This window comes from Pseudomonas brassicacearum subsp. neoaurantiaca, from assembly GCF_013608025.1.
Taxonomy (GTDB): domain Bacteria; phylum Pseudomonadota; class Gammaproteobacteria; order Pseudomonadales; family Pseudomonadaceae; genus Aquipseudomonas.
The window spans coordinates 35,047-61,482 of the sequence record NZ_VDLV01000012.1; the positions used below are offsets into that span (position 1 = coordinate 35,047).

The 26,436-nt window shown below is 60.8% G+C and carries 24 protein-coding genes and 1 riboswitch; of the genes, 15 read left to right on the forward strand and 9 right to left on the reverse strand.

What is annotated here, in order from left to right:
- Positions 1-41 precede the first annotated feature (41 nt).
- The 4 genes from FHK92_RS09825 to FHK92_RS09840 all read left to right on the forward strand — a co-directional run bounded on the left by FHK92_RS09825 (position 42) and on the right by FHK92_RS09840 (position 2,203).
- Positions 42-224, forward strand: a complete 183-nt coding sequence (locus FHK92_RS09825; RefSeq protein ID WP_181287876.1) for a CPXCG motif-containing cysteine-rich protein — start codon at positions 42-44, stop codon at positions 222-224.
- A 9-nt stretch (positions 225-233) separates the two neighbouring features.
- Positions 234-494 (forward strand): putative signal transducing protein, encoded by a 261-nt coding sequence (locus FHK92_RS09830; protein ID WP_181287877.1) that lies wholly within the window; start codon positions 234-236, stop codon positions 492-494.
- A 36-nt stretch (positions 495-530) separates the two neighbouring features.
- On the forward strand, positions 531-1,154 hold the full coding sequence (locus tag FHK92_RS09835; protein WP_181287878.1) for an SOS response-associated peptidase: 624 nt from the start codon (positions 531-533) through the stop codon (positions 1,152-1,154).
- Positions 1,155-1,387: 233 nt separating this feature from the next.
- Positions 1,388-2,203 carry a M48 family metallopeptidase gene (locus tag FHK92_RS09840; protein ID WP_181287879.1) on the forward strand — a complete coding sequence of 272 codons (816 nt, stop codon included), beginning with the start codon at positions 1,388-1,390 and terminating at the stop codon, positions 2,201-2,203.
- Between the two features lie 136 nt (positions 2,204-2,339).
- Here the strand turns inward: FHK92_RS09840 and FHK92_RS09845 are convergent, their stop codons facing one another.
- The 3 genes from FHK92_RS09845 to FHK92_RS09855 form a co-directional block, all read right to left on the reverse strand.
- Complete coding sequence (locus FHK92_RS09845; protein WP_181287880.1) at positions 2,340-2,924, reverse strand: TMEM165/GDT1 family protein; 585 nt, start codon at positions 2,922-2,924, stop codon at positions 2,340-2,342.
- A gap of 90 nt (positions 2,925-3,014) precedes the next feature.
- Positions 3,015-3,136: riboswitch (yybP-ykoY riboswitch) on the reverse strand.
- A 51-nt stretch (positions 3,137-3,187) separates the two neighbouring features.
- A complete protein-coding gene (locus FHK92_RS09850) occupies positions 3,188-4,186 on the reverse strand; it encodes a class I SAM-dependent methyltransferase (protein WP_030138610.1) in 999 nt (332 codons plus the stop codon).
- Between the two features lie 32 nt (positions 4,187-4,218).
- Positions 4,219-5,184, reverse strand: a complete 966-nt coding sequence (locus FHK92_RS09855) for a 2-hydroxyacid dehydrogenase (protein ID WP_181287881.1) — start codon at positions 5,182-5,184, stop codon at positions 4,219-4,221.
- A 195-nt stretch (positions 5,185-5,379) separates the two neighbouring features.
- Between FHK92_RS09855 and FHK92_RS09860 the strand changes: the two genes are divergently transcribed.
- The 7 genes from FHK92_RS09860 (at position 5,380) to FHK92_RS09890 (ending at position 15,791) form a co-directional block, all read left to right on the forward strand.
- Positions 5,380-6,009 (forward strand): LysE family translocator, encoded by a 630-nt coding sequence (locus FHK92_RS09860; protein ID WP_181287882.1) that lies wholly within the window; start codon positions 5,380-5,382, stop codon positions 6,007-6,009.
- Positions 6,010-6,154: 145 nt separating this feature from the next.
- A complete protein-coding gene (locus FHK92_RS09865; protein ID WP_181287883.1) occupies positions 6,155-7,837 on the forward strand; it encodes a fatty acid--CoA ligase in 1,683 nt (560 codons plus the stop codon).
- Between the two features lie 287 nt (positions 7,838-8,124).
- Positions 8,125-9,996, forward strand: coding sequence for a DUF1302 domain-containing protein (locus tag FHK92_RS09870; protein ID WP_181287884.1), 1,872 nt, complete (start codon positions 8,125-8,127; stop codon positions 9,994-9,996).
- Between the two features lie 25 nt (positions 9,997-10,021).
- A complete protein-coding gene (locus tag FHK92_RS09875; RefSeq protein WP_030138615.1) occupies positions 10,022-11,386 on the forward strand; it encodes a DUF1329 domain-containing protein in 1,365 nt (454 codons plus the stop codon).
- A 207-nt stretch (positions 11,387-11,593) separates the two neighbouring features.
- Positions 11,594-14,329: a LuxR C-terminal-related transcriptional regulator gene (locus FHK92_RS09880; RefSeq protein ID WP_181287885.1), complete on the forward strand. Its 2,736-nt coding sequence runs from the start codon at positions 11,594-11,596 to the stop codon at positions 14,327-14,329.
- A gap of 170 nt (positions 14,330-14,499) precedes the next feature.
- Positions 14,500-15,000, forward strand: a complete 501-nt coding sequence (locus tag FHK92_RS09885; RefSeq protein WP_181287886.1) for a methylated-DNA--[protein]-cysteine S-methyltransferase — start codon at positions 14,500-14,502, stop codon at positions 14,998-15,000.
- 182 nt (positions 15,001-15,182) lie between these two features.
- Positions 15,183-15,791, forward strand: a complete 609-nt coding sequence (locus tag FHK92_RS09890) for a LysE family translocator (protein ID WP_181287887.1) — start codon at positions 15,183-15,185, stop codon at positions 15,789-15,791.
- On the opposite strand, the gene FHK92_RS09895 is transcribed toward FHK92_RS09890, so the two are convergent.
- From FHK92_RS09895 to FHK92_RS09915, 5 genes are all read right to left on the reverse strand, one after another.
- Complete coding sequence (locus FHK92_RS09895; RefSeq protein WP_181287888.1) at positions 15,792-17,699, reverse strand: alkaline phosphatase D family protein; 1,908 nt, start codon at positions 17,697-17,699, stop codon at positions 15,792-15,794.
- 110 nt (positions 17,700-17,809) lie between these two features.
- Positions 17,810-19,093 (reverse strand): C4-dicarboxylate TRAP transporter large permease protein DctM, encoded by a 1,284-nt coding sequence (gene dctM, locus FHK92_RS09900; RefSeq protein ID WP_030138620.1) that lies wholly within the window; start codon positions 19,091-19,093, stop codon positions 17,810-17,812.
- A complete protein-coding gene (locus FHK92_RS09905) occupies positions 19,090-19,722 on the reverse strand; it encodes a TRAP transporter small permease (RefSeq protein WP_181287889.1) in 633 nt (210 codons plus the stop codon). Before FHK92_RS09905 ends, dctM begins: the two co-directional genes overlap by 4 nt.
- Positions 19,723-19,787: 65 nt before the next feature.
- The gene (gene dctP, locus FHK92_RS09910) at positions 19,788-20,783 is read right to left on the reverse strand and encodes a C4-dicarboxylate TRAP substrate-binding protein DctP (protein ID WP_181287890.1); all 996 of its coding nucleotides are present in this window, start codon (positions 20,781-20,783) and stop codon (positions 19,788-19,790) included.
- Between the two features lie 124 nt (positions 20,784-20,907).
- Positions 20,908-21,900, reverse strand: coding sequence for a TRAP transporter substrate-binding protein (locus tag FHK92_RS09915; protein WP_181287891.1), 993 nt, complete (start codon positions 21,898-21,900; stop codon positions 20,908-20,910).
- 174 nt (positions 21,901-22,074) lie between these two features.
- Between FHK92_RS09915 and FHK92_RS09920 the strand changes: the two genes are divergently transcribed.
- Both FHK92_RS09920 and FHK92_RS09925 read left to right on the forward strand, forming a co-directional pair.
- On the forward strand, positions 22,075-22,587 hold the full coding sequence (locus FHK92_RS09920; protein WP_181287892.1) for a type VI secretion system amidase effector protein Tae4: 513 nt from the start codon (positions 22,075-22,077) through the stop codon (positions 22,585-22,587).
- Positions 22,584-22,811, forward strand: a complete 228-nt coding sequence (locus FHK92_RS09925; protein WP_181287893.1) for a hypothetical protein — start codon at positions 22,584-22,586, stop codon at positions 22,809-22,811. Before FHK92_RS09920 ends, FHK92_RS09925 begins: the two co-directional genes overlap by 4 nt.
- A gap of 67 nt (positions 22,812-22,878) precedes the next feature.
- Here FHK92_RS09925 and FHK92_RS09930 read toward each other — a convergent pair whose 3' ends face one another.
- Positions 22,879-23,295: a VOC family protein gene (locus FHK92_RS09930; RefSeq protein ID WP_181287894.1), complete on the reverse strand. Its 417-nt coding sequence runs from the start codon at positions 23,293-23,295 to the stop codon at positions 22,879-22,881.
- A gap of 268 nt (positions 23,296-23,563) precedes the next feature.
- Here FHK92_RS09930 and FHK92_RS09935 point away from each other — a divergent pair, with 268 nt between their 5' ends.
- Positions 23,564-24,718, forward strand: coding sequence for a mandelate racemase family protein (locus FHK92_RS09935; protein WP_181287895.1), 1,155 nt, complete (start codon positions 23,564-23,566; stop codon positions 24,716-24,718).
- 69 nt (positions 24,719-24,787) lie between these two features.
- Positions 24,788-26,410 carry an ABC transporter substrate-binding protein gene (locus FHK92_RS09940; RefSeq protein ID WP_181287896.1) on the forward strand — a complete coding sequence of 541 codons (1,623 nt, stop codon included), beginning with the start codon at positions 24,788-24,790 and terminating at the stop codon, positions 26,408-26,410.
- The last annotated feature ends 26 nt before the right edge of the window (positions 26,411-26,436 follow it).

Below are 26,436 nucleotides of genomic sequence, written 5' to 3' on the forward strand. Positions count from 1 at the left end.
TAGACCGGCGATTATACGCACAAGTCACTTGGGAGACCGCGATGCTGGAAGCCGCTGAGTATGAATGTCCGTATTGTGGTGAAGAGGTCGAGACGACAGTGGATCTTTCCGGCGGCGACCAGACCTATATCGAGGACTGCCAGGTCTGTTGCCGGCCGATCAACTTCGTGCTCCAGGTCCACGGTGAGGAATGGCACCTGGAGGTCTTCAGCGAGAACGAATGAGGGGCGGCCATGCAGCGAATCTACGAGCTGGAAAACCTGATGGAAGGCGAATTGCTCCAAGGCATGCTCGCCAGCGAAGGCATCACGGCGCATCTGGTGGGGCGTGACCTGATGGGTGGCGCGGGGGAACTGCCGATGCACGGCCTGTTGGGGCTGGCGGTGGAGGATGAACAGGCGCAATACGCCCGGGAATTGATCGCCGCCTACAATGCCGCGCTGCCGCTGCTCGGCGACGAACCGGACAGTTACCCCGGAACGCTGGTCTGTTAGGCTGGCCGCCGTTTGATCTGAGAGCCGTGTTACCCCATGTGTGGACGTTATGCCCTGTTTCGCTGGAACCCCGCTTTTGCGGCCTTGCCCGGCTTCCCCGCCGACCAGAAGGCCCAATGGAACATTTCGCCCAACGATTCGGTGCTGATGCTGCGGGTCGGCGCCGATGGCCAGCGCGAATTGGCCCGGGCGCGCTGGGGTTTGACGCCGCCGTGGTTGACCGATCTGTCCCGGACCCCGGCCCATGCCCGGGCCGAAACCGTTGCCGAACAGCCAATGTTCCGCGAGGCCCTGCGTTTGCGTCGGTGCCTGCTGCCGGCCAACGGGTTCTACGAATGGCGCGGTGGCTCGCGTAAACGCCCGTATTGGCTGACGCCGGGAGAGGGTTCGTCACTGTTTTTTGCGGCGATCTGGGAAGCCTATCCGGTACAGGAACAGGTGTGGTTGAGCACGGCAGTCATCACCCAGCCGGCGGCTGGCCAGCGTCGGCCGTTAATCCTGGATGAAGAAGGCCAACGACTCTGGCTTGACCCCGAGACCCCGCTGCATGCCTTGCAAGGGCTGCTGGCGAGCGAGCCGGGGCAATTGCGCGAGCGCGTATTGGCGAACATGGTCAACGACCCGAAACTCAATGGGCCGGAATGCCTGACGCCGGCTTGAGTCTTGTGGCGACAGTTCCAACCCCTTCGCGAGCAGGCTCGCTCCCACATGGGGCGATGTGGGACCAAAAAAATTGTTGAGGGCCGCACATACCTGTGGGAGCGAGCCTGCTCGCGAAGGGCAAATGACCTGCGTGGGATCCGTCCGAAAAATCTGTAATCCTCGCGCTGTGTATCTGGCGCCGATACAAATCAACGCCTAGGATACGCCCACGTTTCCAGGGAGCTTCATAGATGAACAAGATTTTGATGGTAAGTGCGCTGAGTACAGGTCTGCTGCTTGCCGGTTGCCAATCGGTCAACACCACCAGCGGCGGAGCCGTGGGGGTGGAACGCAAGCAATATATGTTCAGCATGCTGTCGACCGCTGAGGTCAACCAGATGTACGCCCAGTCCTATCAGAAAACCATGGGCGAGGCGAAAGCCCAGGGCGCTTTGGACAAGACCAGCAGCGATGCCAAGCGTCTCCAGGTAATTGCCGACCGCCTGATTGCCCAGGCGCCTGTGTTCCGCCCGGATTCGGCGCAGTGGAACTGGGAAGTCAACCTGATCAAGAGTGACGAGCTCAATGCCAACTGCGGGCCTGGCGGCAAGATCATGTTCTACTCCGGCTTGATCGATCAGTTGAAACTGACCGACGCTGAGATCGCCGCGATCATGGGCCATGAAATCGCCCACGCCTTGCGCGAGCATGGTCGTGAAGCCATGTCCAAGGCCTATGGCATCGAAATGGCCAAGCAGGGCGCCGGCGCGATATTCGGCCTGGGCCAGGACAGTCTGGCGCTGGCCGACACCGTGGCCAACTACGGCATGACCTTGCCCAACAGCCGTGGCAACGAGAACGAAGCCGACCTGATCGGCCTCGAACTGGCCGCCCGCGCCGGCTACGACCCGAACGCGGCGATCACTCTGTGGAACAAGATGGCCAAGGCATCGGAAGGCGCTCCGCCAGAATTCATGAGCACCCACCCGTCATCGAGCAGCCGGATCGCCTCGTTGCAGGCGGCGATTCCGAAGGTGATGCCGCTTTACCAGCAGGCCAAGAAGTAATCATCATCACGCGGTGAGGCGGCTGGCCTCATCGCGAGCAAGCTCGCTCCCACAATGATCTGCGGTGATCACAATCTTGTGAACACCCGCAGCCCCTGTGGGAGCGAGCTTGCTCGCGATGAACGATGACGCGGTATCAAACCCACCCACTGCTCTGCATCGCCTTGTAAACCGCAACGATCGCCAGGATGAAAAACGCCGAGGCGGCCAGGCGGCGGATGAGGGCCAGGGGCAGTTTCTCGGCGGCGAAATTGCCCGCCAGTACCACGGGTACGTTGGCAATCAACATGCCCACGGTGGTGCCAATGATCACTAGCCACAGTTCCGGGTATTGCGCGGCGAGCATCACCGTGGCGATCTGGGTCTTGTCGCCGATTTCCGCCAGGAAGAACGCGATCAGCGTGGTCAGGAACGGCCCGAACTTGCGAGCGGTGTTGGCCTCCTCGTCGTCCAGCTTGTCCGGGACCAGAGTCCACAGTGCCGTGGCCGCGAAGCTTGCCGCCAATATCCAGTGCAACACCGAGCCGGAGAAGAACCCACTGACCCAGGCACCCACCGCGCCCGCTGCCGCGTGGTTGGCCAGGGTCGCGGCGACGATGCCGGCGATGATCGGCCAGGGTTTGCGAAAGCGAGCAGCAAGGATCAGCGCGAGCAGCTGCGTCTTGTCGCCGATTTCGGCCAGCGCAACGATGGCGGTAGGTACGAGTAGAGAGTCCAGCATCAGGGAATTCCTAAGAGGGGCGGGTCGACACGGCTATGACACGTACAGCCTTCCCGCCCCGGGTAAGGTGTGCGTGTCATAGGTCTTGTCAAACCCAGCGACCATCTGCGTGGACGCTTGGGCCGCATACGCCATGGTCTGCTGACCAAGTATGTTGACGTATGCCGGGCGAGCAGGGCGCTCGCGGGAGACTACTCCCCTAGGACGGTGCGGATTCTGCCTAGGCAAATCCGATTGGGCAAGCGCTGTTTTTCAAAAAAGCGTCAGCCACGCTTGGCCCGGTAGATGCGAAAACCCTGGCCTTCGGCCTTGATGGTGCACGTGCCGAGGTGCTCCTCGATCAGCGGCTGGTATTTGAGGAAACTGTTGGCGACGAGCCGCAGTTCGCCGCCATTTTTCAGATGTTTGGCGGCTTTTCGCAGCAGGTTTTCCGTGGCGTGATAATCCGTGTGGACGCCCACATGGAACGGTGGATTACTCAAAATCGCGTTCAGGCCCATGGGCGCGGCGTCAATGCCGTCACCGGTCAGCACGTCGGCTTCCAGGCCATTGGCAGCCAAGGTCAGGCGACTGCTGGCGGCGGCGAAGGCATCCACATCCAGCAGCGTCACGGTGTTGTGCGGGTAGCGACGCTTGACCGCCGCGCCCAGCACGCCGGCGCCGCAGCCAAAGTCCAGCAGGTGGCCACTGGGCAGCTTGTCCAAGTGCTCCAGCAACAGCGCACTGCCGCGATCCAGCCGCCCGTGACTGAACACCCCGGGCAAACTGATGACCTTCAGCGGACCTTCGGCAAGCGGCAGCTCATACGTCTGCGCCAGGCTTTCCAGCGGCTTGGCCTCGGGCGCGTTGGCGACGGTGACCTGCCAGAGTTGGCAGTGCCGCGCGCTGTCGAGCTTGCGCGGCTTGCCGAATGGGTTGAGCTGCTTGGAAGCGCCCTCGATGCCGCTGCGTTTTTCGCCCACCAGGTACACCTCGCGACCGGCCAGGCGCGCGGCCACGGCGTTGAGGATGTAGTCGGTGAGGTCCTTGGCCTTGGGCAGGAACACCACGGCGGTGTCGAATCCTCGCTCGGGTACGTTCACGCCAAAATGGCTGCGCTCCGGGAAACGCGCATCCAGGGCCGCTTGATCGCCGGCGTGCCAGCACCAACCATGGGCCTCGGGCAGGCGGCCGAGCAGATCGTCGGCGGGCAGGCCGGCCAGCAAGACCGACCCCTGGAATAACTCAGGCTGACGAAGCAGTACTTCACTGCGCGGGTCCATGGTCTGCTCCTTAAAAAAAGTGCGGCAGTTTATCAACTGACGACTCGTCGCGCTGTACCGCTGAAAAAACCTTGGGCGTTTTCGCTCAGTTGGCCGACGATCCGCTGCCGGGCCTCGCGGCTGCCCCAGGCATTGTGAGGCGTGACGATCAACCGTGGGATATCGCCTGCCAGGAGCGGATTGCCTTGGGTGGGCGGCTCGACGCTCAACACGTCGGTGGCCGCACCACCCAGGTGACCGCTGCGCAGGGCATCGGCCAAGGCCTGCTCGTCGATCAGGCCGCCGCGTGCGGTGTTGACCACGAACGTACCCGGTTTGAGCAAAGCCAGTTCGCGAGCACCGATAAAATGCCGGGTGTGCTCGTTGAGCGGGCAGTGCAACGTCACGGCGTCCACTTGCGGCAACAATTGATCCAAGGGCAGGCGGTCGGGACGAGCGGGTCGTCCGGGAATCTGTCCCAGCAACACGCGCATGCCAAAGGCTTCGGCCAGCCGCGCGACCGCGCTGCCTAATTCGCCGTGGCCGAGCAGCCCGAGGGTCTTGCCTTGCAGTTCGACAATCGGATAGTCCAGCAGGCAGAACTGCGAAGCCTGTTGCCAGCGTCCTTCGCCCACGGCTTTTTGATAATCGGCCAGGCGTGTCGCCAGGTTCAGCAACAGCATGATCGTGTGTTGGGCGACCGACGGCGTGCCATAGCCCTGGCAGTTGCTGACGGTGATGCCATGGCTGCGGGCCGCGGCCAGATCGACGTTGTTGGTGCCGGTGGCGCTGATCAGGATCAGTTGCAGTTCGGGGTTGGCGGCCATCGCGGCTGCATCGATCACGACCTTGTTGGTGATCGCCACCGTGGCGCCCTTGAGCCGCTCCGTCACCTCATCCTGGCGGGTTCCGGCGAACAGTTGCAGCTCGCTGAAGCATTCGCGTAGTGGGCCGAGGTCGAGGTCGCCGAGGTCCAGGGAAGGGTGATCGAGAAAAACTGCGCGGGCGGTATTGGTCATCAGCTGTACCTGTCATGGAGAGGGCTGGAGGCGTAATGTGGCGAGCCTATCAGAACAATTACCGTGGCGAGGGAGCTTGCTCCCGTTGGCCTGCGAAGCAGGCCCCAGGGGCAAGCGACTGCTGCGCAGCCGAGCGGGAGCAAGCTCCCTCGCCACGGGATTCATTCAACAAAGATTGTCGCAAGGAGCCGCACCATGTACCTCGCCGAATTCCTCACCGTCGCCCTGATCCATCTGCTGGCCGTGGCCAGTCCTGGACCGGATTTTGCCGTGGTGGTCCGTGAAAGCGTGACCCACGGCCGCCGTGCCGGGACGTGGACAGCGTTGGGCGTCGGCACCGCGATTTTCCTCCATGTGGGGTATTCGCTGCTGGGCATCGGCCTGATCGTGTCCCAATCGATCGTGCTGTTCAACGCATTGAAGTGGGCGGCCGCCGCCTACCTGTTGTACATCGGCTTCAAGGCATTGCGTGCCCAGCCGGCCAACGCCAGCGAGGAAAACCTGCACAAGGAGGTGGGCGAACGCACCGCTCGCGGCGCGTTCACCGCCGGCTTCGTGACCAACGGCCTGAACCCCAAGGCGACGCTGTTCTTCCTGTCCCTGTTCACCGTGGTCATCAACCCCCACACCCCGATGGCGATCCAGGCCGGCTACGGCGTATACCTCGCGGTCGCCACGGCGGCCTGGTTCTGCATGGTGGCGATGCTGTTCAGCCAGGCGCGGGTGCGTGCCGCTTTTGCTCGCATGGGCCACTGGTTCGACCGGACCATGGGCGCCGTGCTGGTTGCCATCGGGGTGAAACTGGCGTTTACCGAGGCCCACTGAGCGGGCTGAACCGGTCCCGATGATGGCTCAAGGCTGGTATTCGCGGGCGGATCAAATCATTCCTTCGGCTGATTTGATCCGTGGAGAAGCGCTTTAGAGTGCTTGTTTTCCAGCCAAGACCGTGCAGTCAGAAAAGGGACACTCTATGTTGCAGACTCGCGTTATTCCTCCAGCCGAAGGCGCCTATCGATACCCGTTGCTGATCAAGCGGCTGCTGATGTCCGGCGCGCGTTACGAGAAAACCCGCGAGATCATCTACCGCGACCAGTTGCGCTACAGCTACCCGACGCTGATCGAGCGCGTCGCGCGGCTGGCCAATGTGCTGACCGAGGCGGGGGTGAAGGCCGGCGATACCGTGGCGGTGATGGACTGGGACAGCCATCGCTACCTGGAATGTATGTTCGCGATCCCGATGATCGGCGCGGTGATCCACACCATCAACGTGCGCCTGTCGCCGGAGCAGATCCTCTACACCATGAACCACGCCGAGGACCGCTTCGTGCTGGTCAACAGCGAGTTCGTCGGGTTGTACCAGGCGATTGCCGGGCACCTGACCACGGTGGACAAGACCCTGCTGCTGACCGACCTGCCTGAAAAAACCGCTGACCTGCCAAATCTGGTGGGCGAATACGAGCAACTGCTGGCCGGCGCAAGCCCGGTCTACGACTTCCAGGATTTCGACGAGAATTCCGTCGCCACCACGTTCTATACCACCGGCACCACGGGCAACCCCAAGGGCGTGTATTTCACCCATCGGCAACTGGTGCTCCATACCATGGGCGTGGGGACCATCATGGGCGCTATCGACAGCGTGCGGCTGCTGGGCACCAACGACGTGTACATGCCGATCACGCCAATGTTTCACGTCCACGCCTGGGGCCTGCCGTACGTGGCGACCATGCTGGGGCTCAAGCAGGTCTACCCCGGTCGTTACGACCCGGAGTTCCTGGTGGAGCTGTGGCGCAAGGAAAAGGTCACCTTTTCCCACTGCGTGCCGACCATCCTGCAAATGGTGCTCAACGCCAAGGGCGCCCAGGACACCGATTTCGGCGGCTGGAAAATCGTCATCGGTGGCAGCGCCCTCAACCGTAGCCTGTACGAGGCGGCCAAAGCCAAGGGCATCCAGCTCACCGCCGCCTACGGCATGTCGGAAACCGGCCCGCTGGTATCCTGCGCCCACCTCAACGACGAACTGATGGCCGGCAGCGAAGATGAACGCATCACCTACCGGATCAAGGCCGGCGTGCCGGGGCCACTGGTGGAGGCGGCGATAGTCGACGGCGAGGGTCGCTTCCTGCCTGCCGACGGCGAGACCCAGGGCGAATTGGTGCTGCGCGCGCCGTGGCTCACCGAAGGCTATTTCAACGAACCGCAGAAGGGCGCCGAGCTCTGGAGCGGCGGCTGGTTGCACACCGGCGATGTCGCCACGCTCGACGGCATGGGCTTCATCGACATTCGCGACCGCATCAAGGATGTGATCAAGACTGGCGGCGAGTGGATCTCCTCCCTGGACTTGGAAGACCTCATCAGCCGTCATGTGGCGGTACGTGAAGTAGCAGTGGTCGGCATTCCCGATCCGCAGTGGGGCGAGCGGCCATTTGCCTTGCTGGTGATTCGCGAAGGGCATCAGATCGGGGCTCGCGAGCTCAAGGAACATCTCAAGCCATTCGTGGAATTGGGCCACTTGAGCAAGTGGGCAATCCCGAGCCAGATCGCCCTTGTTACGGAAATTCCCAAGACCAGCGTCGGCAAGCTCGACAAGAAGCGTATCCGCGTCGACATCACCGAATGGCAGACCAACAACAGCACCTTCCTCTCCACGCTCTGAGCGTCCCTGCCGTGCCCGAAAAGGGCACGGCAGCCCCACCAAGCAAGCGCTTGTCTTGTCAAAATCGAAAATTCAGCCATCCTTGCCGTGCCGACAGGTGTCGGCCTGGCGAAGGACTGTTCCAGAGTGGTCGAGGGCTGCAAATCACACTTTAGAGGGATCAAGCCGTACTACCTGCTGGCTATAGTCCGCTCAAGGATTTTCGGAATGGGACGCGCGTGCCAGCACGGCGAAGGGTTTCCGGGAATACCCACTGCCATAACAATAAAACACATGGAGTTGCGTCGATGACCTCAGCAAACACTTTCTGGCGCCGGGCAAAATTGCCGCTGGCCGTCAGTCTTGCCTCCTCGCTCGCCGGCCCTGCATTCGGCGTCAGCTTCAACATCGGTGAAATCGAAGGCCAGTTCGATTCGTCCCTGTCGGTCGGTGCGAGCTGGTCTACGGCCAAGGCCAACCGCGATCTGATCGGTGTGAACAACGGCGGCAAGGGCCTGTCCCAGACCTCCGATGATGGCCACCTGAACTTCAAGCGTGGGGAAACCTTCTCGAAGATATTCAAGGGCATCCATGACCTGGAACTGAAGTACGGCGACACCGGTGTGTTTGTGCGTGGCAAATACTGGTATGACTTTGAGCTCAAGGACGAGAATCGTCTTTTCAAAGACATCAGCGACAGCAACCGCAAGGAAGGCGCCAAGTCCTCCGGCGGGCAGATCCTCGATGCGTTCGTCTATCACAACTACTCCATTGCCGATCAGCCGGGCTCGGTCCGCCTGGGCAAGCAGGTCGTCAGTTGGGGTGAGAGCACCTTCATCCAGGGCGGTATCAACGCCATCAACCCGGTTGACGTGTCCGCGTTCCGTCGTCCAGGCGCCGAGATCAAGGAAGGCCTGATCCCGGTCAACATGTTCTATGTGTCCCAGAGTCTGACCGATAACCTGTCGGCTGAAGCTTTCTATCAGATCGAGTGGGACCAGACGGTTGTGGATAACTGCGGGACGTTTTTCTCGCAGCCGGATGTGATTGCGGATGGTTGCTCGGATAATTTGCGGGTTTTGAGTCCAAGCTCCAACTTTACAGCGGGCCAATTAGCCGCATTGGGTTCATTGGGCGTCGACATAAACGGTGAAGGCGTGCTCGTGCGTCGTGGCGCCGACCGTGATGCCCGAGACAGTGGCCAATGGGGTGCTTCCCTGAAGTACATGTTCGAGCCACTGGACACCGAATTCGGCGCTTACTTCATCAACTATCACAGCCGAGCTCCAATTTTCAGTGCCACTGGTGCCCCACAGTCCATCTACAACATCGCACCGGGCCTTGGTCAAGCGGCGCCGGTACTCGTAGCGGGCAACTCGGAATACTTCGTCGAATATCCAGAAGATATCCGCCTTTATGGCCTGAGCTTCTCTACCACCTTGCCTACCGGTACGGCATGGAGCGGTGAACTGAGTTATCGGCCGAATGCACCAGTTCAATTAAGCACCACCGATATCTTGTTCGCGGGAGTTCGCCCGATCAATTTCGGCCCCGGAGGCCGTCCTTTCGACAATGCTTCCCTGCTTACCGGCGTACCAGGCCAGGATCTGCACGGCTACCGTCGCAAGGAAATCACCCAGTTCCAGACCACATTCACCCACTTCCTCGATCAGGTCATGGGCGCCAGCCGTCTTACCCTGGTGGGTGAAATCGGTGTGACACATGTGGGCGGTCTGGAAAGCAAATCCGACGTTCGTTACGGTCGTGATCCGGTATTCGGGCCAGGTGAGCTGCCAAATGGCTTCTGCAATACCCTTAATACATCGACCGCCGCAGGCGGTGGCCAGACCATCAGCGGCGTCAACAGCAACTGCAACAACGACGGCTTCACCACCGCCACTTCCTGGGGCTACCGCACTCGCGCCATCTGGGATTACCCGGACGTCTTCGCCGGTGTGAACCTCAAGCCCAACGTGGCCTGGTCCCATGACGTGAAAGGCTATTCGCCAGGTCCTGGCGCCAACTTCGAGGAAGGGCGCAAGGCCGTCAGCCTCGGGCTGGATGCCGAGTACCAGAACACCTACAACGCGAGCCTGGCCTACACCAACTTCTTTGGCGGGGATTTCAGTACCGTGGACGATCGCGATTTCGTGGCGCTCAGCGTCGGCGTGAACTTCTAAGCACCGTATTTCAGGACGACACACTATGAAAATAACAAAGAATCTGTTGCAAGTCGGTGCGCTGGGATTATCCCTGTTGGCGGCCAGCGTCATGGCCGCCGTGCCTGCCGCCGAGGCCGATAAACTGGGCAAGAGCCTGACGCCGATGGGCGCCGAGATGGCCGGTAATGCCGATGGTTCGATCACGGCCTGGAAACCCATGGCCAAGAACGCCGGCAGCGTGGACGGCAAGGGCTTCCTCTCCGACCCGTACGCCAGTGAGAAACCTGTCTTCACCATCACCGCGCAGAATGTCGACCAGTACAAGGACAAGCTCGCCCCGGGCCAGTACGCGATGTTCAAGCGCTACCCGGAAACCTTCAAGATGCCGGTCTACCCGACCCATCGCGGCGCCACCGTGCCGGATGACGTGTTGGCCTCCATCAAGAAAAACGCCGTGAACACCAAACTGGTGGGGGCTGGCAACGGCCTGGAGAATTTCGAGACGGCGGTGCCGTTCCCGATTCCCCAGAGCGGACTCGAAGTGATCTGGAACCACATCACCCGCTATCGCGGCGGCAGTGTGACTCGCCTGGTGACCCAGGCCACGCCACAGCCCAACGGTTCGTACAACCTCGTGTACTTCCAGGATCAGTTCGTGTTCCGCGACAAGATCAAGGGCTTCGATCCGGCCAACCCGGGCAACGTGCTGTTCTACTTCAAGCAGCAAGTGACGGCGCCGGCGCGCCTGGCCGGTACCGTGCTGCTGGTGCACGAAACCCTCGACCAGGTGAAGGAGCCGCGCAAGGCCTGGATCTACAACGCCGGCCAACGCCGCGTGCGCCAGGCCCCGCAAGTCGCCTACGACGGCCCGGGTACCGCCGCCGACGGCCTGCGCACCTCCGACAACCTCGACATGTACAACGGCGCGCCGGACCGTTACGACTGGAAGCTGGAAGGCAAGAAAGAGCTGTACATCGCCTCCAACAGCCACAAGATCGATTCGCCGCAGCTCAAGTATGCCGACATCCTCAAGGCCGGCCACATCAACCAGGACCTGGCGCGCTATGAGCTGCGTCGTGTCTGGCACGTGACCGCGACGTTGAAGGAAGGCCAGCGCCACATCTACGCCAAGCGTGACTTCTACATCGATGAAGACACCTGGCAAGCCGCGGTCATCGATCACTACGACGGTCGTGGCCAGCTATGGCGCGTGGCCGAAGCCCATGCCGAGAACTACTACGACAAGCAAGTGCCGTGGTACGCCATGGAGGTCATCTATGATCTGCAGTCCGGTCGCTACCTGGCCCTGGGCATGAAGAACGAAGAGAAATCGGCCTACGACTTCGGCTTCACCGCGTCCACCAGCGACTTCACCCCGGCGGCCCTGCGCCAGGAAGGCGTTCGCTAAAACCGCTTTGCCCGAGGCCGCATCCTCGAAGAAACGCCCCGACTGGTTCGGGGCGTTTTTTTTAGCCGGCACAAAAGCGGCACTCCAAGGCATTTGGTTTGTAGCCTTTTTGTAGCCATTTGTAGCACTCCCTTCAATACCTCTCCGTTTACGGCTAGTCTGCGGACATCTGCAACGCCGCCACCCGCATTCCAACAAGAGCCGGCCATGACTGATTTGTCTTCACTTCCGGATTCTTCCCGCGCAGCCATTGCGGTACAGGAAGGGCGCTTCTACCGCCCACCCTTGCCCGACGGCCATGTCGTGCGGCCGCGGTTGTGCGAGCGCTTGAGTGCCGGGCTCGGTGGCAGATTGTTGTTGGTGAGCGCACCGGCGGGGTTCGGCAAAAGCTCGCTGGCCGTGGAGTTCTGCCAGGGCCTGCCGGCTCAATGGCAAAGTCTCTGGTTGGGGCTCAGCGGCCGGGACAACGATCCAGGGCGTTTTCTGGAGCGGCTACTCGAAGGGCTCCAGGCTTTTTTTCCCCAGTTGGGTGGCCGGGCGTTGGGCCTGCTGAAAATGCGTCAGCGCCATCAGCCCTTTGCGTTCGAAGAATGGCTCGACGGCCTGCTGGATGAACTGTCCACGCACCTGTCCCCTCGCGCTCCGTTGTTATTGGTGCTCGACGATTACCATCTCGCCCAGAGTCCGGTGCTGGATCGCTGCCTGCAGTTTTTTCTCAATCACCTGCCCGACGGGTTGCTGGTGCTAGTCACCAGCCGCCAGCGGCCGGATTGGCACCTGGCGCGCTTGCGCCTGTCACGACAGTTGCTTGAACTCAACGAGCAGGACCTTCGCCTGACCCACGACGAAGCGCAGACCTTGCTCCAACATCACAGCAGCTCATTGCGCGGGGAGGCGCTGGAAAGCCTCATCCAGCGCAGTGAAGGGTGGGTGGCCGGGCTGCGGTTCTGGTTGCTCGCGGCTTCCGAGGCCGGCAATGACGGGCGGCTGCCCCAGGCCTTGCACGGTGGGGAAGGGCTGATCCGCGATTACCTGCTTGAGGAAGTCATCGATTGCCTGCCCGCCGAGGTGCAGGCGTTTCTCTATGACATCGCCCCGCAAGAGCGCTTTTGCAGCGAACTGTGCGATGCGGTTCGCGATGCCCATGACAGTCAGGAAATCCTTCGATACCTCGCCGCTCACCAGGTGTTTCTGGTGCCGTTGGACGAACATGGCCACTGGTACCGCTTTCATCATTTGTTTTCCGACTTGTTGCGTAGCCGTCCCAGTGCGCCGGCCATGGTGCCGGCCGCGACTTTGCACCTTCGGGCCTGCCGCTGGTTCAACGCCCAGGGCTTGATCGACGAAGCCGTGGAGCAGGCGCTGCGGGCCGGGCACCTGGACGTGGCCGCGAATCTGGTACAGAACCTGTCGGAGGAGCAACTGCTGGCCGAGCAGAACGTCGGCATGTTGCTGCGTTGGAAAATGGACTTGCCCGACAGCCTCCTCATCAGCACCCCGAGGTTGATCGTGCTCTACAGTTGGGCGCTGGGCCTGGCCTGCCAACTGGATGCCGCCGAGGAGTTGGCCGCACACTTGAGCCGCTTCCTGCCGGCCCCATCGGCCACTGCGCAAAAGTCCATGCTCGCGCAATGGCTCGCCCTGAGCGGCATTGTTGCCCGAGGGCGTGGCGACCGCGCGGCCACGTTGCGCTATTGCACCGAAGCCCTGGAAAGCCTGCCGCAAAAACGTTACGGCCAACGGCTGATGTGTTTGTCCACCCTGTCGAACCTGGCGATTGCCGATGGCGACTTGTGGCGGGCTCGTGCCTTGAACCGCGACTCCCTGGAGCTGGCGCAACGGGTCGGCAACCCACTCTTCGAGGCCCTGGCCCATTACGATCGGGCCCGGGTACTGCAAGCCCGGGGAGAAATCCTGCGGGCGTTGGAAGAGGTGAGGCAAGGGCTGCAACGTCTGCATGGGTTGTCGCCACAACGGTTGTACGCGGTGCGAGCGCGTTTGGTCCTGTATGAGGGATTTTTGCTGACCCTGCGCATGCAATCCCAGGCTGGATTGGCACGGCTGCAAGCTGGCCTGACCGAAGCCAGGGCCTGTCGTGACATCAGCGTGTTGATCGGCCATTGCGTGATTGCGCGCGTCGAAGGCCACAATGGCGAGTTCGCCCGGGCCTTTGCCGAACTGGCCGAGGCGGAGCGCTTGATGCATATCTGGGACGTTCCGCCGGTGTATTACCTGGCGATGATCACCCTGGTCAAATGCGAGCTCTGGCTCGCCCAAGGCCGGACCGAGCTGGCCGAAGCCTGGTTGGCACGACTGGGGCAGACCTACACTGGCGAACGGGCTGCCGCGCCTCCGGAATTTCATCCGCAACTGCCACTGCACGTTGAACTGCAACAGGCGTTGCTGGAGTCCATCCGCGGCCAACCGATGCAGGCCGAAGGGCGCCTCGATGCATTACTTGAGCACGCCCAGCAAACCGGGCGGCAAATGCTCAGCGTCATGGTGCTCAATCAGAAGGTCGCGTTGCTGCTCGGTGTGGAGCGTGAGCCGCAAGCGCGAAGCGCCCTGGCCCAAGCCTTCGAGGCCGCCATCGGCGGGGTACTGCAACCTTTCGAGTGGTTGTTGAAAGATCATCCTGAGTGGCTGCGCGAGCAACTGTTGCAGGTACCGCCCAGCGATTTGCGCCAACAACTGCTCGAGTCTTTGCCGTCGGCGGCGACGCTACCCACCGAATCCACGGCGCCGGTCGAGACCCTCAGTAGCCGTGAGCGCGCGGTGTTGCAACTGATCGCCCAGGGCTGTTCCAACCAGGAAATCAGCGAGCAGTTGTTCATTTCGTTGCACACGGTGAAAACCCACGCTAGCCACATCAACAGTAAACTCGGCGTGGAGCGCCGCACCCAGGCCGTGGCGCGGGCGAAGGTGTTGGGGTTGCTGGGGTGAGATTGCTGTGAGAAACCTGTGGCGAGGGAGCTTGCTCCTGCTGGGTTGCGAAGCGACCCCAAGACCTGGCGCCGCGGTGTCCCAGGCTTTGCATTGGGGCTGCTTTGCAGCCAGCGGGAGCAAGCTCCCTCGCCACAAAAGCCATTTAGCTTGAGCCAAGGAATCACTTGATGTTGCCGTTGTACAAAACCATTCAATCCCCCGTCGGCGAGCTGATCCTCGTCGCCCGCGGCACGAAACTGGCGGCTATCCTGTGGGAAAACGAACGGCTCAATCGGGTGCGCCTCGGGCCGCTGGAGCCAGACGGCGATCACCCGACGCTCAAGGAGACCGAGCGTCAATTGCTGGAATACTTTGCCGGTCAGCGCCGCCATTTCGAATTGGACCTGGACTTCGCCGGCACTGATTTCCAAGTGCGGGTCTGGCAGGCGTTGCTGACCATCCCATTCGGCGAGACCCGCAGCTACCGCGACATCGCCATCCAGATCGGCCAGCCGACCGCGACCCGCGCCGTCGGGGCGGCTAACGGGCGCAACCCGATCTCGATCATTGCCCCTTGCCATCGCGTCATCGGCACCTCCGGCAGCCTCACCGGTTTCGCTGGCGGCCTCGCCGCCAAACAGTTTTTGCTCAGCCTCGAAGGCCAGCAGAGCCTGCAGCTTGCATTCTGACCCTCACCCCAATCCCCCTGTGGGAGCGAGCTTGCTCGCGATGACGGCCCAACATTCAGCATCTTCATCACCTGACACTCCGTCATCGCGAGCAAGCTCGCTCCCACAGATTTTTCCTGCGCCAATATGAAATCCGTCTACAGTGTTGCCGCCTGCAAACATAAATTGCCAACGGAGCCATTATGGCCAGCTATGGATTGTTCCTGCTGCTCGCAACCCTGACCATCCTCAGCCCCGGTCCTGGCGTGGTCCTGACCTTGTCCAACTCGGTGCGTCATGGCTGGAGTGGCGCCTTGCCCGGTATTCTCGGCATCGCCCTGGGTGGTTTCCTGGTGGCGGGCATTTCGGCCAGCAGCGTGGGCCTGATCCTGGCGACATCAGCGACGGCATTCACTGTGTTGAAGTACATCGGCGCGGCTTATCTGCTGTATCTGGGTGTGAAGATGTGGAACACCAAGACCTTCATTCCGACTCTCAATGACACGCCTTCACGACCTTGGCGGCGATTTGTCGAGGCGTTGTCGATCCAGTTGCTCAACCCCAAGGCCGGGTTCTTTTTTCTGGCGGTGTTCCCGCAATTCATTGAGCCGGCCGGTAACTATTACACGCAGTTTCTCCTGCTGGTGGCGTCCTACGGCTTGCTCGTCATAGGCATACACAGTGGCTACGCGCTGATGGCGAGCCGTGCCAGGGGCTGGCTATCCACGCGCCAAGGCACACGCATTGTCGGCAAATTGTCCGGCCTGACGTTTTTTTCCTTCGGCGTGCTGATGGCCTCGGCCAGCAAATGATCAGCCTGGGGGCGACTTCGGCGCCAGCATGCGTGTCGGCGGCTGGCCGTTGGCGTTGTGCTGGTAGATGTCCGCCGGTTGCCCCTGTTCGTTGAAAAACACCTGGCCGATCCCCGCCGAATTCCACAAGCGTTCCCCGGCCTCGGCGTGTTCCGGGACATGGGGGACGATGCGCATGCTGCGGCGCTTGGTGAACCAGTTCAAAGGTGAGCGTGGGGAATAGAGCCAGCGGTTCAGCCGATCGAACCATTCCAGCAGCGCAGGCGGAAATTCATTCTTGATGCCGCTGCTGGTGATCTGCCAGATGCGCGGACCGCCCTTGCGATGTGGGATCAATACTTCATAGACGAAGGAATAATGCACATCACCCGAGAGCACCACGTAGCTACCAGGCGTACGTGAGTGTCGGAAAATATTCAGGATCACCTGGGCCGCGCCGCGATGGGCCATCCAATTTTCCGCGTCCACCAACAGTGGATAGCCGCACCAACTGAACACCCGCTGCACGGTCTCGATCAGCTTCACGCCAAAGATCGGCGCCGGGGACACGATGATCGCCGAGCGATGGTCCAGCAACTCCTGTTGCAGCTCGCTCAACGCTTCCCAGTCCAGCAGGCCCGACGGCTGCTTGAGGTTGTTTTCGCTGCGCCAACGGCGAGTACGGGTGTCGAGCACCACCAGTGCCGGCGTGCTCGGCAGCACGTAGTGCCATTGCTGGAAGCCGAGCAGTGTGTCGATCAGCGTGTCTTGTGGTGCGCTGTCGAGGTAGCGGTCTTTGGCGGTGCCGCATAACGCCAGGGTTTGCTGGATCACCTCATCAAACACGTCGGGGTTATTGCCCCAGCCCTGGCAAAGCATATACGCGACCAATGCGTTGCCAATGATGCGCTTGGAGAACGGATGCCCGTAGGCCGTTTCCTCCCATTGCGCGGATAGATTCCAATCGTCGGTGATGTCGTGGTCGTCGAAGATCATCAGGCAGGACAGGTGCGCGAACACCCGGGCCACGCCGCCAAGCCCGACCTTGAAGGCCTCGATGCGCTGTTGTTCCAAGTCATAGCGCTGACGACGTTCGACGGTCAGCTCGGGTGGTTGCGGATCGATCAGCGTCCACGGCACGGGCGACCACACCAGCAGATACATCGCCATGACTTCTGCGAAGGTCACCAGGTGATTATCGGCGCTGCTGCTGGTGAAGATCGGCTTGCGTGCCCCGCCAAAGAATCGCTCACGCAGGGTTTCGTTGCTTTCGAGCGCTGGCAGCAAGTCTGCACGGTGGTAATAACTGGCGGGGTGTTGGTAAAGCTTGGCGCTGTCTTCCACCACCGCACCTTCGAGGCATTCTTCAAACAACCCCAGGCGCTCGATCAAGGCATGGATCGCCCGCAACATTGGCCCGGCGACATCATCGGCATACACCTGGTCGCCGCTCATCATCAACAACGCCGGCCGTTGCTCGGGAGATTGCGCCAACAGCCGATCGACACAGAGCAAACCGTCGTTGGCCGGGTAATGGGGTTTGCGGCAGGAGCCATGGATCAATTGCCCGATGCGCGAATGCAGCACGAAGTTCGGGCACTTCGCGTCGCCGTATAGCAGGTGCGGCGCCCATTCTGCGATGGGCGTGCCGTCTACCAGCAGGTCGTAATCAATCGCCACATCCAGCGGCAGGGCGGTCTCGAGATGCACGTCGATCAAATGCACAAATGCCTGCCGGCCCACGGGCACCACTGTGCAACGCGTGGCGTCGAGTGCGAGATCGCCTGCTCCGTCGAGGCGCAAAATCAACGTCAATGGCCGTGTACCCACCAGCCACATCACCAGCCGCCGGGGTTCCAATCGCCGCAACAGCGGACCGACGAGGACGCAGGGCAGGGAGGTTAGCGTGTCGGAAGGGGGCGGCAACATTCGTAGGAAAAGCTCTGCTTCAGAAAGAAGCAGGGATCATAACGCAATGTGCCTGAGGGCTGTGGCGTACCCGCTGCTGTGGCGAGGGAGCGAGCTCCCTCGCCACAGAGTCAGCTCATTCCCAACCAGTTCGGCAGAACCAGCGAGATCCACGGCACATAGGTGATCAGCACCAGGAACGCCAGCAAGATCATCAGCCACGGCATGGCCGCGCGGATGGTGGCCGTCAGCGACATGCCAGTCACCGCCGAGGTGACGAACAGGTTCAAGCCCACCGGCGGCGTGATCAGGCCGATTTCCAGGTTCACCACCATGATGATGCCCAGGTGAATCGGATCGATGCCCAGTTTCATGGCGATAGGGAACAGGATCGGCGCCAGGATCAGGATGATCGCCGACGGCTCCATGAACGCACCGGCAATCAGCAGCACGATGTTCACCACCAGCAGGAAGGTCACTGGCGTCAGCCCGGCCTCGATCACCCATGCGGTGATCTGTTGCGGCAGTTGCTCGGTGGTCAACACATGGGCGAAGAGCATGGCGTTGGCAATGATGAACATCAGCATGATGCTCAGCTTGGCCGACTCCAGCAGCACCTTGGGCGTCTCGCGGAACGTCAGGTCCTTATAGACGAACAACGCGATAAACGCCGAATAGACCGCCGCGACCGCCGCTGCTTCGGTGGGTGTGAACATCCCCGAATAGATCCCGCCGAGAATGATGACCATCAGCAGCAGACCCCAGACCGCTTTGCGTGCCGCCGTCAGCCATTCGCGCAAGGTGGCCCTGGGCAAGGCGGGCAAGTTTTTCTTCACCGCGACGATGTAGATCGCCACCATCAAGAACACACCCAGCAACAAGCCCGGCACCACGCCGGCCATGAACAATTTGCCCACGGAGGTTTCCGTCGCGGCGGCATACACCACCATCACGATCGACGGCGGAATCAGGATGCCCAGGGTCCCGGCGTTGCAGACGATGCCGGCACCAAACGCCTGTGGATAACCCGAACGCACCATGCCGGCAATCGCGATGGAGCCCACCGCCGCCACCGTTGCGGGACTGGAACCGGACAGCGCGGCAAACAACATGCACGCCAGCACCGCCGCAATCGCCAGGCCGCCACGGATATGGCCGACGCAGGCGTTGGCAAAGTCGATCAGCCGCCGCGCCACACCGCCCGTGGTCATGAACGCACCGGCCAGCAGGAAGAATGGGATCGCCAGCAACGTGTAGTGTTCGCTGGTTTCGAACAGCTTGATCGCCAGGGAACGTACCGAATCGGGGCTGAAGAAAATGATCGTCAGCGATCCGGCCAGGCCCAGGGAAATGGCGATGGGGACGCCGATAAACATCAACACGAACAGCGCGATGAACAGGAAGGCAATGGTCATGGCTTGTCTTCCTCGATCTCGGTCAGTTTGATCGCTTCCGCTGCTTCATCCGCCAGGCCCAGGCCCGTCTGACGATTCATCAGGATGCGTACGAAAATTTCCACGAAGCGGATGAACACCAGCGCGAACCCCACCGGCACGATCAACCCGATATGCCATTGCATGATGCCGAAATGGCCGAGGTCTTCGGCGCCGATTCCGGCAATCATCAAGGTGTTGATCCACTCGAAACTCGCCACGGCCAGCAACCCGGCATAACCCAGGCAGCACAGGCAGGCGATCACGCCGATGAAGCGCTGTACCGGTTTGCTCGCCAGTTTCACCAGCGCATCGACGCCGATGTGCCCGGCGGTCCGCACGCCATACGAAAGACCGAAAAAAATCAGCCAGCCAAACAGCGCCTTGGTCAACGAGCTGCTCCAGGTCATTGCCTGGGCCATGCCCATGATGCCGTCGCCGATGGCGAACATCGACTCGCTGGCGGCGGGCCAGTGGTCGCCGAGGCTGTAGAAAACCGCGTAGAGGTTGTTGAGGACCACATAGACGAACGTGACGAGCGTCATGGCGGCCAGGAGGAAAGCAATGAAACCTTCCTCGAAGTGTTCCCAGGTGCGCCGAAGGGCGTTCATGGATGACATCTCCTGCTAGAGGACGACAGGCCGGCATTGCCAAGGTGGCAACGCCGGCCAACCCATTACTGAGCCTTGTTGGAGGCTTCGGCGGCTTTGATCAGATCGGCGCCGATGTCACCTTCGAACATCTTCCATACCGGTTTCATCTTCTCGCGCCATTCTTCGCGCTGTTCAGGCGTGAGGGTGATGATTTCGGTGGTCTTGGCATCGAGGATGCGCTGTTTGTCATGCTCGTTGAGCTGTGCCGCCTCTTTGTTCACTTGAGCCGTGACTTCCACCAGGATCTTGTCCAGTTCAGTACGGATGTCCGGCGGCAGGCCGTTCCAGAACTTGGTGTTGGTGATCAGCATGTAGTCGAGTACACCGTGGTTGGATTCGGTGATGTACTTCTGCACTTCATGCATCTTCTGGCTGTAGATGTTCGAGTACGGGTTTTCCGCACCGTTGACCACACCGGTCTGCAAGCCTTGGTACACCTCGGCGAAACTCATCTTGCGCGGGTTGGCGTTCACGGCCTTGAACTGTTCTTCGAGCACGGCAGACGCCTGCACGCGGAACTTCAGGCCACGGGCATCCTTGGGTTCGCGCAGCGGTTTGTTGGCGGACAATTGCTTCATGCCGTTGTGCCAATAGGCCAGGCCGGTGATGTTCTTGCTTTCCATGGACTTGAGCAGTTTCTGGCCTTCAGGGCTCAACTGGAAACGGTCCACGGCGGAGATGTCGTCAAACAGGAACGGCAGGTCGAACAACTGCACCGTCTTGGTGTATTGCTCGAACTTGGCCAGGGACGGCGCGATCATTTGTACGTCGCCCAACAACAGGGCTTCCATCTCCTTGCCATCGCCGAACAGCGAGGAGTTAGGGTACACCTCGACTTTGACTTTGCCTGGCAGTCGTTCTTCCACCAACTTCTTGAACAGCAGCGCGCCCTGACCTTTAGGGGTTTGTTCGGCCACCACGTGCGAGAACTTGATGACCACCGGGTCGGCTGCCATGGCCGAGCCCAGCGCGCTGAGGGCCAGCGTGCAGACGAGTGCTTTCCACATAGGTTTGAACATTGGGGTTTCCTTTTATTTTTGGTTTTGCCCGTGCAGGCTCATTCAAAACACAACGCACGGTGGGACAGTTGCAAGTCTAGGCAGAAAATAGCTTGCCGGGGCATTGTGACATCAAGTGCACCGTTTACGGCGTCTTGTTGGACGCTTCGGCGGCCCTGATCAGGTCCGGGCCGATGTCTTTTTCGAACTTCGCCCACACCGGTTTCATCTTGTCGCGCCATGCACTTCGCTCTTGCGGGGTGAGGGTGATGATCTCGGTGGTCTTGGCGTCCAGGACGTGCTGTTTGTCCAGCTGGTTGAATCGCTCCGCTTCCTTGTTGGCATAGGCGGTGGACTCGGCCACGATCTTCTCCAGTTCCGCGCGGATATCCGCTGGCAAGCCGTTCCAGAAGTCCGACGTGGTAATCAACATGTAATCGAGGATGCCGTGGTTGGACTCGGTAACGTATTTCTGTACCTCGTGCAGTTTCTGGTTGTAGAAGTTCGAATAGGTGTTTTCCGTGCCGTTGACCAGGCCTGTACGCAAGCCCTGATACACCACCGAAAAGATCATCGGTTGCCCTTTGGCGCCCACGGCCTTGAACTGCTCCTCCAATACGGCGGAAGTCTGCACGCGAAAGACCAGGCCGCGCGCATCTTCGGGCATACGAAGTGGTCTGGTTGCCGACAATTGCTTCATGCCGTTATGCCAATAGGCCAGGCCTGTGACGTTCTTGCTTTCCATGGACTTGAGCAATTGCTGCCCTTGGGGGCTCTGTTGGAAACGATCCACGGCAGCGATGTCGTCGAACAGGAACGGCAAGTCGAACAGCTGCACCTTGCGGGTGTACTGCTCGAACTTGGCCAGCGAACGGGCAATGATCTGCACGTCTCCCAGCAGTAACGCTTCCATTTCCTTGTCATCGCCATAAAGCGTGGAATTGGGATAAACCTCCACCTTGACCCTGCCCGGCAAGCGTTCCTCCACCAGCTTCTGGAACATCAAGGCGCCTTGGCCCTTGGGCGTCTGCTCGCCCACCACGTGAGAAAACTTGATAACGATGGGGTCCGCAGCAGCGGTGCCCAGCGTGGTGAAAGCCAGCGCGAAGGCGAGCGCGTTCCATAAGGGTTTGAGCATGGCGATTCTCTTGGAATTATGTTTATCGTGCGGGCTCATCCCAGCCCCGGCGAACTGTAAACATGGCAAGTCTAGGAGAAAAAACGCGGGTGATTGGGTGATAGGTAAAATGAAGCCGTTTCGCCATCTGCTAGGCTAGGCCTTCAGGATCAAAAGCCTCAGGAGGGGGACAGGATGTTTACGTTTGATAAGTTATGGAAGAGTCATCCCGAAATATTCGGCGACGCCGCGCCTTGCAGGACGAATGGTTCCAAGAACTTTGGCGATCAATGCGCAATCAATCTCGGCGTGGCCCTGCGGCGCGCAGGCGCCGACATGAGCCAGCTCAGGAGTGTGCGTCATTGTTGGCAGCATCCCAAGAGCGAAGGGCACATATTGGCTGCCGAAGAACTCGCCAAAGCCTTGAGTCGAGCCAGGATTCCCGGCTTGCAAGGCATGAAGACCGTCAAAAGCGAAGACTTTGAAGACAGTCTGGAAGGGCAGCAGGGAATCATTTTCTTCAAGGACTTCTGGCGCCGGGCAAATGAAACTTCTGCCAATCGCAGTGGCGATCACATCGACCTTTGGAGTGGTCGCCGGTTGACGGATTGGTTGAGTTACCCACGAATACAAATGGGCTTCTCCATCGAAGGTACTTTCTCGGATTACCATGAGTCCAAGGACATCTGGTTCTGGAAGGTCATATGAAGGTGATCAAAGGAGTCTTGTTCGTCTTTCTGCTGGTCGCTTCGGCCATGGGTGTTTTTAATCTGATTTTCATACTGATCGGAACCTATGTGGGTCCGCTGTACGAAAGCGATGCGGACCAGAGCCGCAATTTCGCGATCTGGCTGTTAGGAAATATCGGAGTGATGATCGTCGCGGCTGTGGCGGGCATTATCTGGAGCCGTCGGCGCGCGAAAAGGATTTAACCAAGCAGTGCACGCGATAGGCGTTTCTTCGCACCTCTTGGCCTGACCGCATCAGGCTGGCTGGAGCTCAAGGCTCCAGCGATGGCCCCTTCAATTCGATCTGGTTGCCATCCGGATCGGTGCAATAGATCGACAATCCCTTACCCTCCGCGCCAAAACGCATCTGCGCTTTCTCGACGGCCAGGCCGGCTGCGCGCAAATGAGCGAGCAAAGCCTGCTCGTCAAACGGCTCGATGCGCAGGCAGAAGTGATCAACGTTATGGCCCTGCTTGCCGGCCGCCGCGCCACCCTGGCGGCCAAGCGGCCCGTCGACGTCCACCAGATCGATCATCGATGCACCGGCACCGAGATGGATCAGGCCCAGGTCATCCCGACGCTTCCTGAGCTCGCAACCGAACACTGAGGTGTAGAAGGCGAGGCTGCGCTCGATGTCCGTTACGCGCAGGACGATGTGGTCGATGCGTTCGATGGTGAAGTCCTTCATACCGGCCTCCGCATGGGGTGTCGCGCCAATGACCCAGTCACTTTAGCCCAACAATTCCCGCAGAGGGAGCGAGCTGATTCCCAGCAATGACAGGCCAAGTAGTATGACGACTTCTAGAGTCGTCATCTTTCTGGAAATGACGAATCGATGAAAAAATCTCCTGTTTGATTGGTTTTGTGGGTTGACACGCCTGGGAAAACATTCGAATAATCCGCAACGTTGTATGACGACATACAAATAAAAAATAACAACACGGTGGCTCCTCCCCATGAGAATCACAGGCGTTAACGTCGAAATTTTTTCCACCCCGTCGCGTCGCGCCCAGGACAGTGCCGGCCACGCCCATCCCGGCGACGAAGTCATGATCAAGATGGCCCTGCTGCGAATCAGCTGCGACGACGGATCGGAGGGTTATGCCTTCGGTACGCCTGAATTGATTCGCCCGCACATCATCGAATCCTTCGTGCGCAAGGTGCTGATCGGTCGCGACCCGATGGACCGTGAAAGCATCTGGCAGGATCTGGCGCACTGGCAGCGCGGCAGCGCAGGGCAGTTCACTGATCGGGCCCTGGCCCTGGTGGAACAAGCCTTGTGGGATCTGGCCGGGCGCAAGCTGAAGTTGCCGGTGCACAAGCTCATTGGCGGTTATCGCGACAAGGTCCTGGCCTATGGCTCGACGATGTGCGGCGATGATTTGCCGGGTGGGCTGTCCACGCCAGACGAGTACGGTCAGTTCGCCGAAAAGCTCGTCGCGCGTGGCTACAAGGCAATCAAGCTGCACACCTGGATGCCGCCGATTTCCTTCGCGCCAAATCCGCAAATGGACATCCAGGCCTGCGCCGCCGTGCGCGAGGCGGTTGGCCCGGACATCGCCCTGATGCTCGATGGCTACCACTGGTACAGCCGCATGGATGCGCTGACCATCGGCAAGGCCTTGGAAAAGCTGGATTTCGCCTGGTTCGAAGAGCCAATGATGGAAGACTCCGCCGAGTCCTACGCCTGGCTGGCGGCCAACCTGGATATCCCGGTGTTGGGCCCGGAAAGCATCGCCGGCAAATTCCACAGCCGCGCCAGTTGGGTCACGCACAAATCCTGTGACATCCTGCGCGCCGGCGTGGCTGGCGTCGGCGGCATCGGGCCGTGCCTGAAAGTGGCGCACCTGGCCGAGTCGTTCGGCATGGATTGCGAGGTCCACGGCAACGGCGCGGCGAACCTCGCCGTGGTTGGGGCGATCAGCAATTGCCGCTGGTACGAGCGCGGCCTGCTGCATCCGTTCCTCGACTACGAGGAAGTGCCGGCGCACCTCAACAGCCTCGTCGATCCGATGGATGCCGACGGTTATGTGCACCTGTCGGATCGGCCGGGGTTGGGCGAGGACATCAACTTCGCGTATATCGAAGCCAATACATTATCCCGACACTGATGGCGCAAGGCGTCCGAGGCTGAACGGCCCGGACGACAAGTCTTTATAAATATAAGAAAGGACTGAACCATGAAACTCTGGCCCAAGCGCCTGACCAGGCTGCTGTGTGTCATCGTGGCCCTGTGCACAGTGCAGGTGCCCGTCAGCCTGGCCCAAGGCGAAACGCCCGCCGACCAATTGGTGGTGGGCATGAGCATGATCAACCTGTTGTCCCTCGACCCGGCCGCCGCGACGGGCCTGGAGGTTGCCGAGGTCAACGCCAACGTCTACGACATGCTCCTGGAGCAAGACGCGGCGCAGCCGGACACGCTGATTCCCGCCCTGGCGAAAAGCTGGGAAATAAGCCCGGACCGTATGCGCCTGACCTTTCAACTACGCGACGACGTCCGCTTTCACTCCGGCGCGCCGCTCACTGCACAGGATGTCGCCTGGTCCTTGCAGCGCGTGGTCACCCTCAATCGCGCCTTGGCGTCGACCTGGAAGGCCTACGGTTTCACCGCCGAAAACGTCGTCAAACTGATGCGCGCCGAAGGGCCACACACCTTTGTCATGGAGTTGCCGCGCAGCACCGATCCGTTGCTGGTGCTCAATACCTTGGCTACCTCGCCCAGTGCTTTCATCGTCGATCGCTCGGTGGCCTTGCAGCATCAGGTCGGTGACGATCAGGGCGCGGCGTGGCTGGCTACGCATACGGCCGGGTCCGGCGCGTTCAAGCTGGATATCTGGCGCGCCAACGACGTGATCCTGATGAGTCGCAACGATGACTATTGGCGCGGCGCGCCAAAGTTGCGCCGGGTGATCATGCGCAACATGACCGAATCTCAGGCCTTGCGCTTGATGGTCGAGCGCGGTGACCTGGATGTCGCTCGCGGCATGGCCGCCACCGATATCAAGGCCCTGGGCGCGGTCGATGAAGTGCACATCCAGAGCATCGCTCGCGGCACGCTGTACTACGTGGCGTTGAGCATGCAGCAGCCGCTGTTCCAGGATATCCGCGTGCGCCAGGCCATCCGCCTGTTGATCGACTACCAAGGCATCAACGACGTGGTGATGCCGCATTATGGCGTGATCAACCAGCGGCCGATGCAACTGGGTTTGCCGGCGCGGCTGGACGATCCGGGTTATCGCCTGGACGTGGCCAAGGCCAAGCGCCTACTGGCGGAGGCCGGCCACGCCGAAGGCTTCAAGGTGAGCATCCGCTCGCTGACCGATCCGCCGTTCATCAACATCGCCACCAGTCTGCAAGCGACGCTGGCCCAGGCGGGCATCCAGGCGACGATCATCACTGGCACCGGCAACCAGATCTACGGGGCGATGCGCGACCGCCAGTTCGACATCCTCGTCGGGCGCGGCGGTGGCGGGGCGGAGCGTCATCCGCATTCGAGCCTGCGGGCCCTGGTGTACAACCCGGACAACCGCACCGAAGCCAAGTTGAGCAACTTCCAGGGCTGGCGCACCTCGTTCTTCGATCCGCAGCTCAACCAGTTGATCGAACAAGCCGAGCGCGAGCGCGACCCCGAGCGGCAGCGGCAAATGTACGCCCAGGTCCAGACCCTCTATGACCAACAAGCCGGAGCAATCATGCCGGTCTCGCAGATGGTCGACGAGGTGGTGATCCATGCCGACGTGCGCAACTACATCGGCCACACCGCCGCCACCACGCGCCTTCGCGACGTCTACAAGCAGCGCTGAAATCGACGGCCACACGGCCAAGGCAG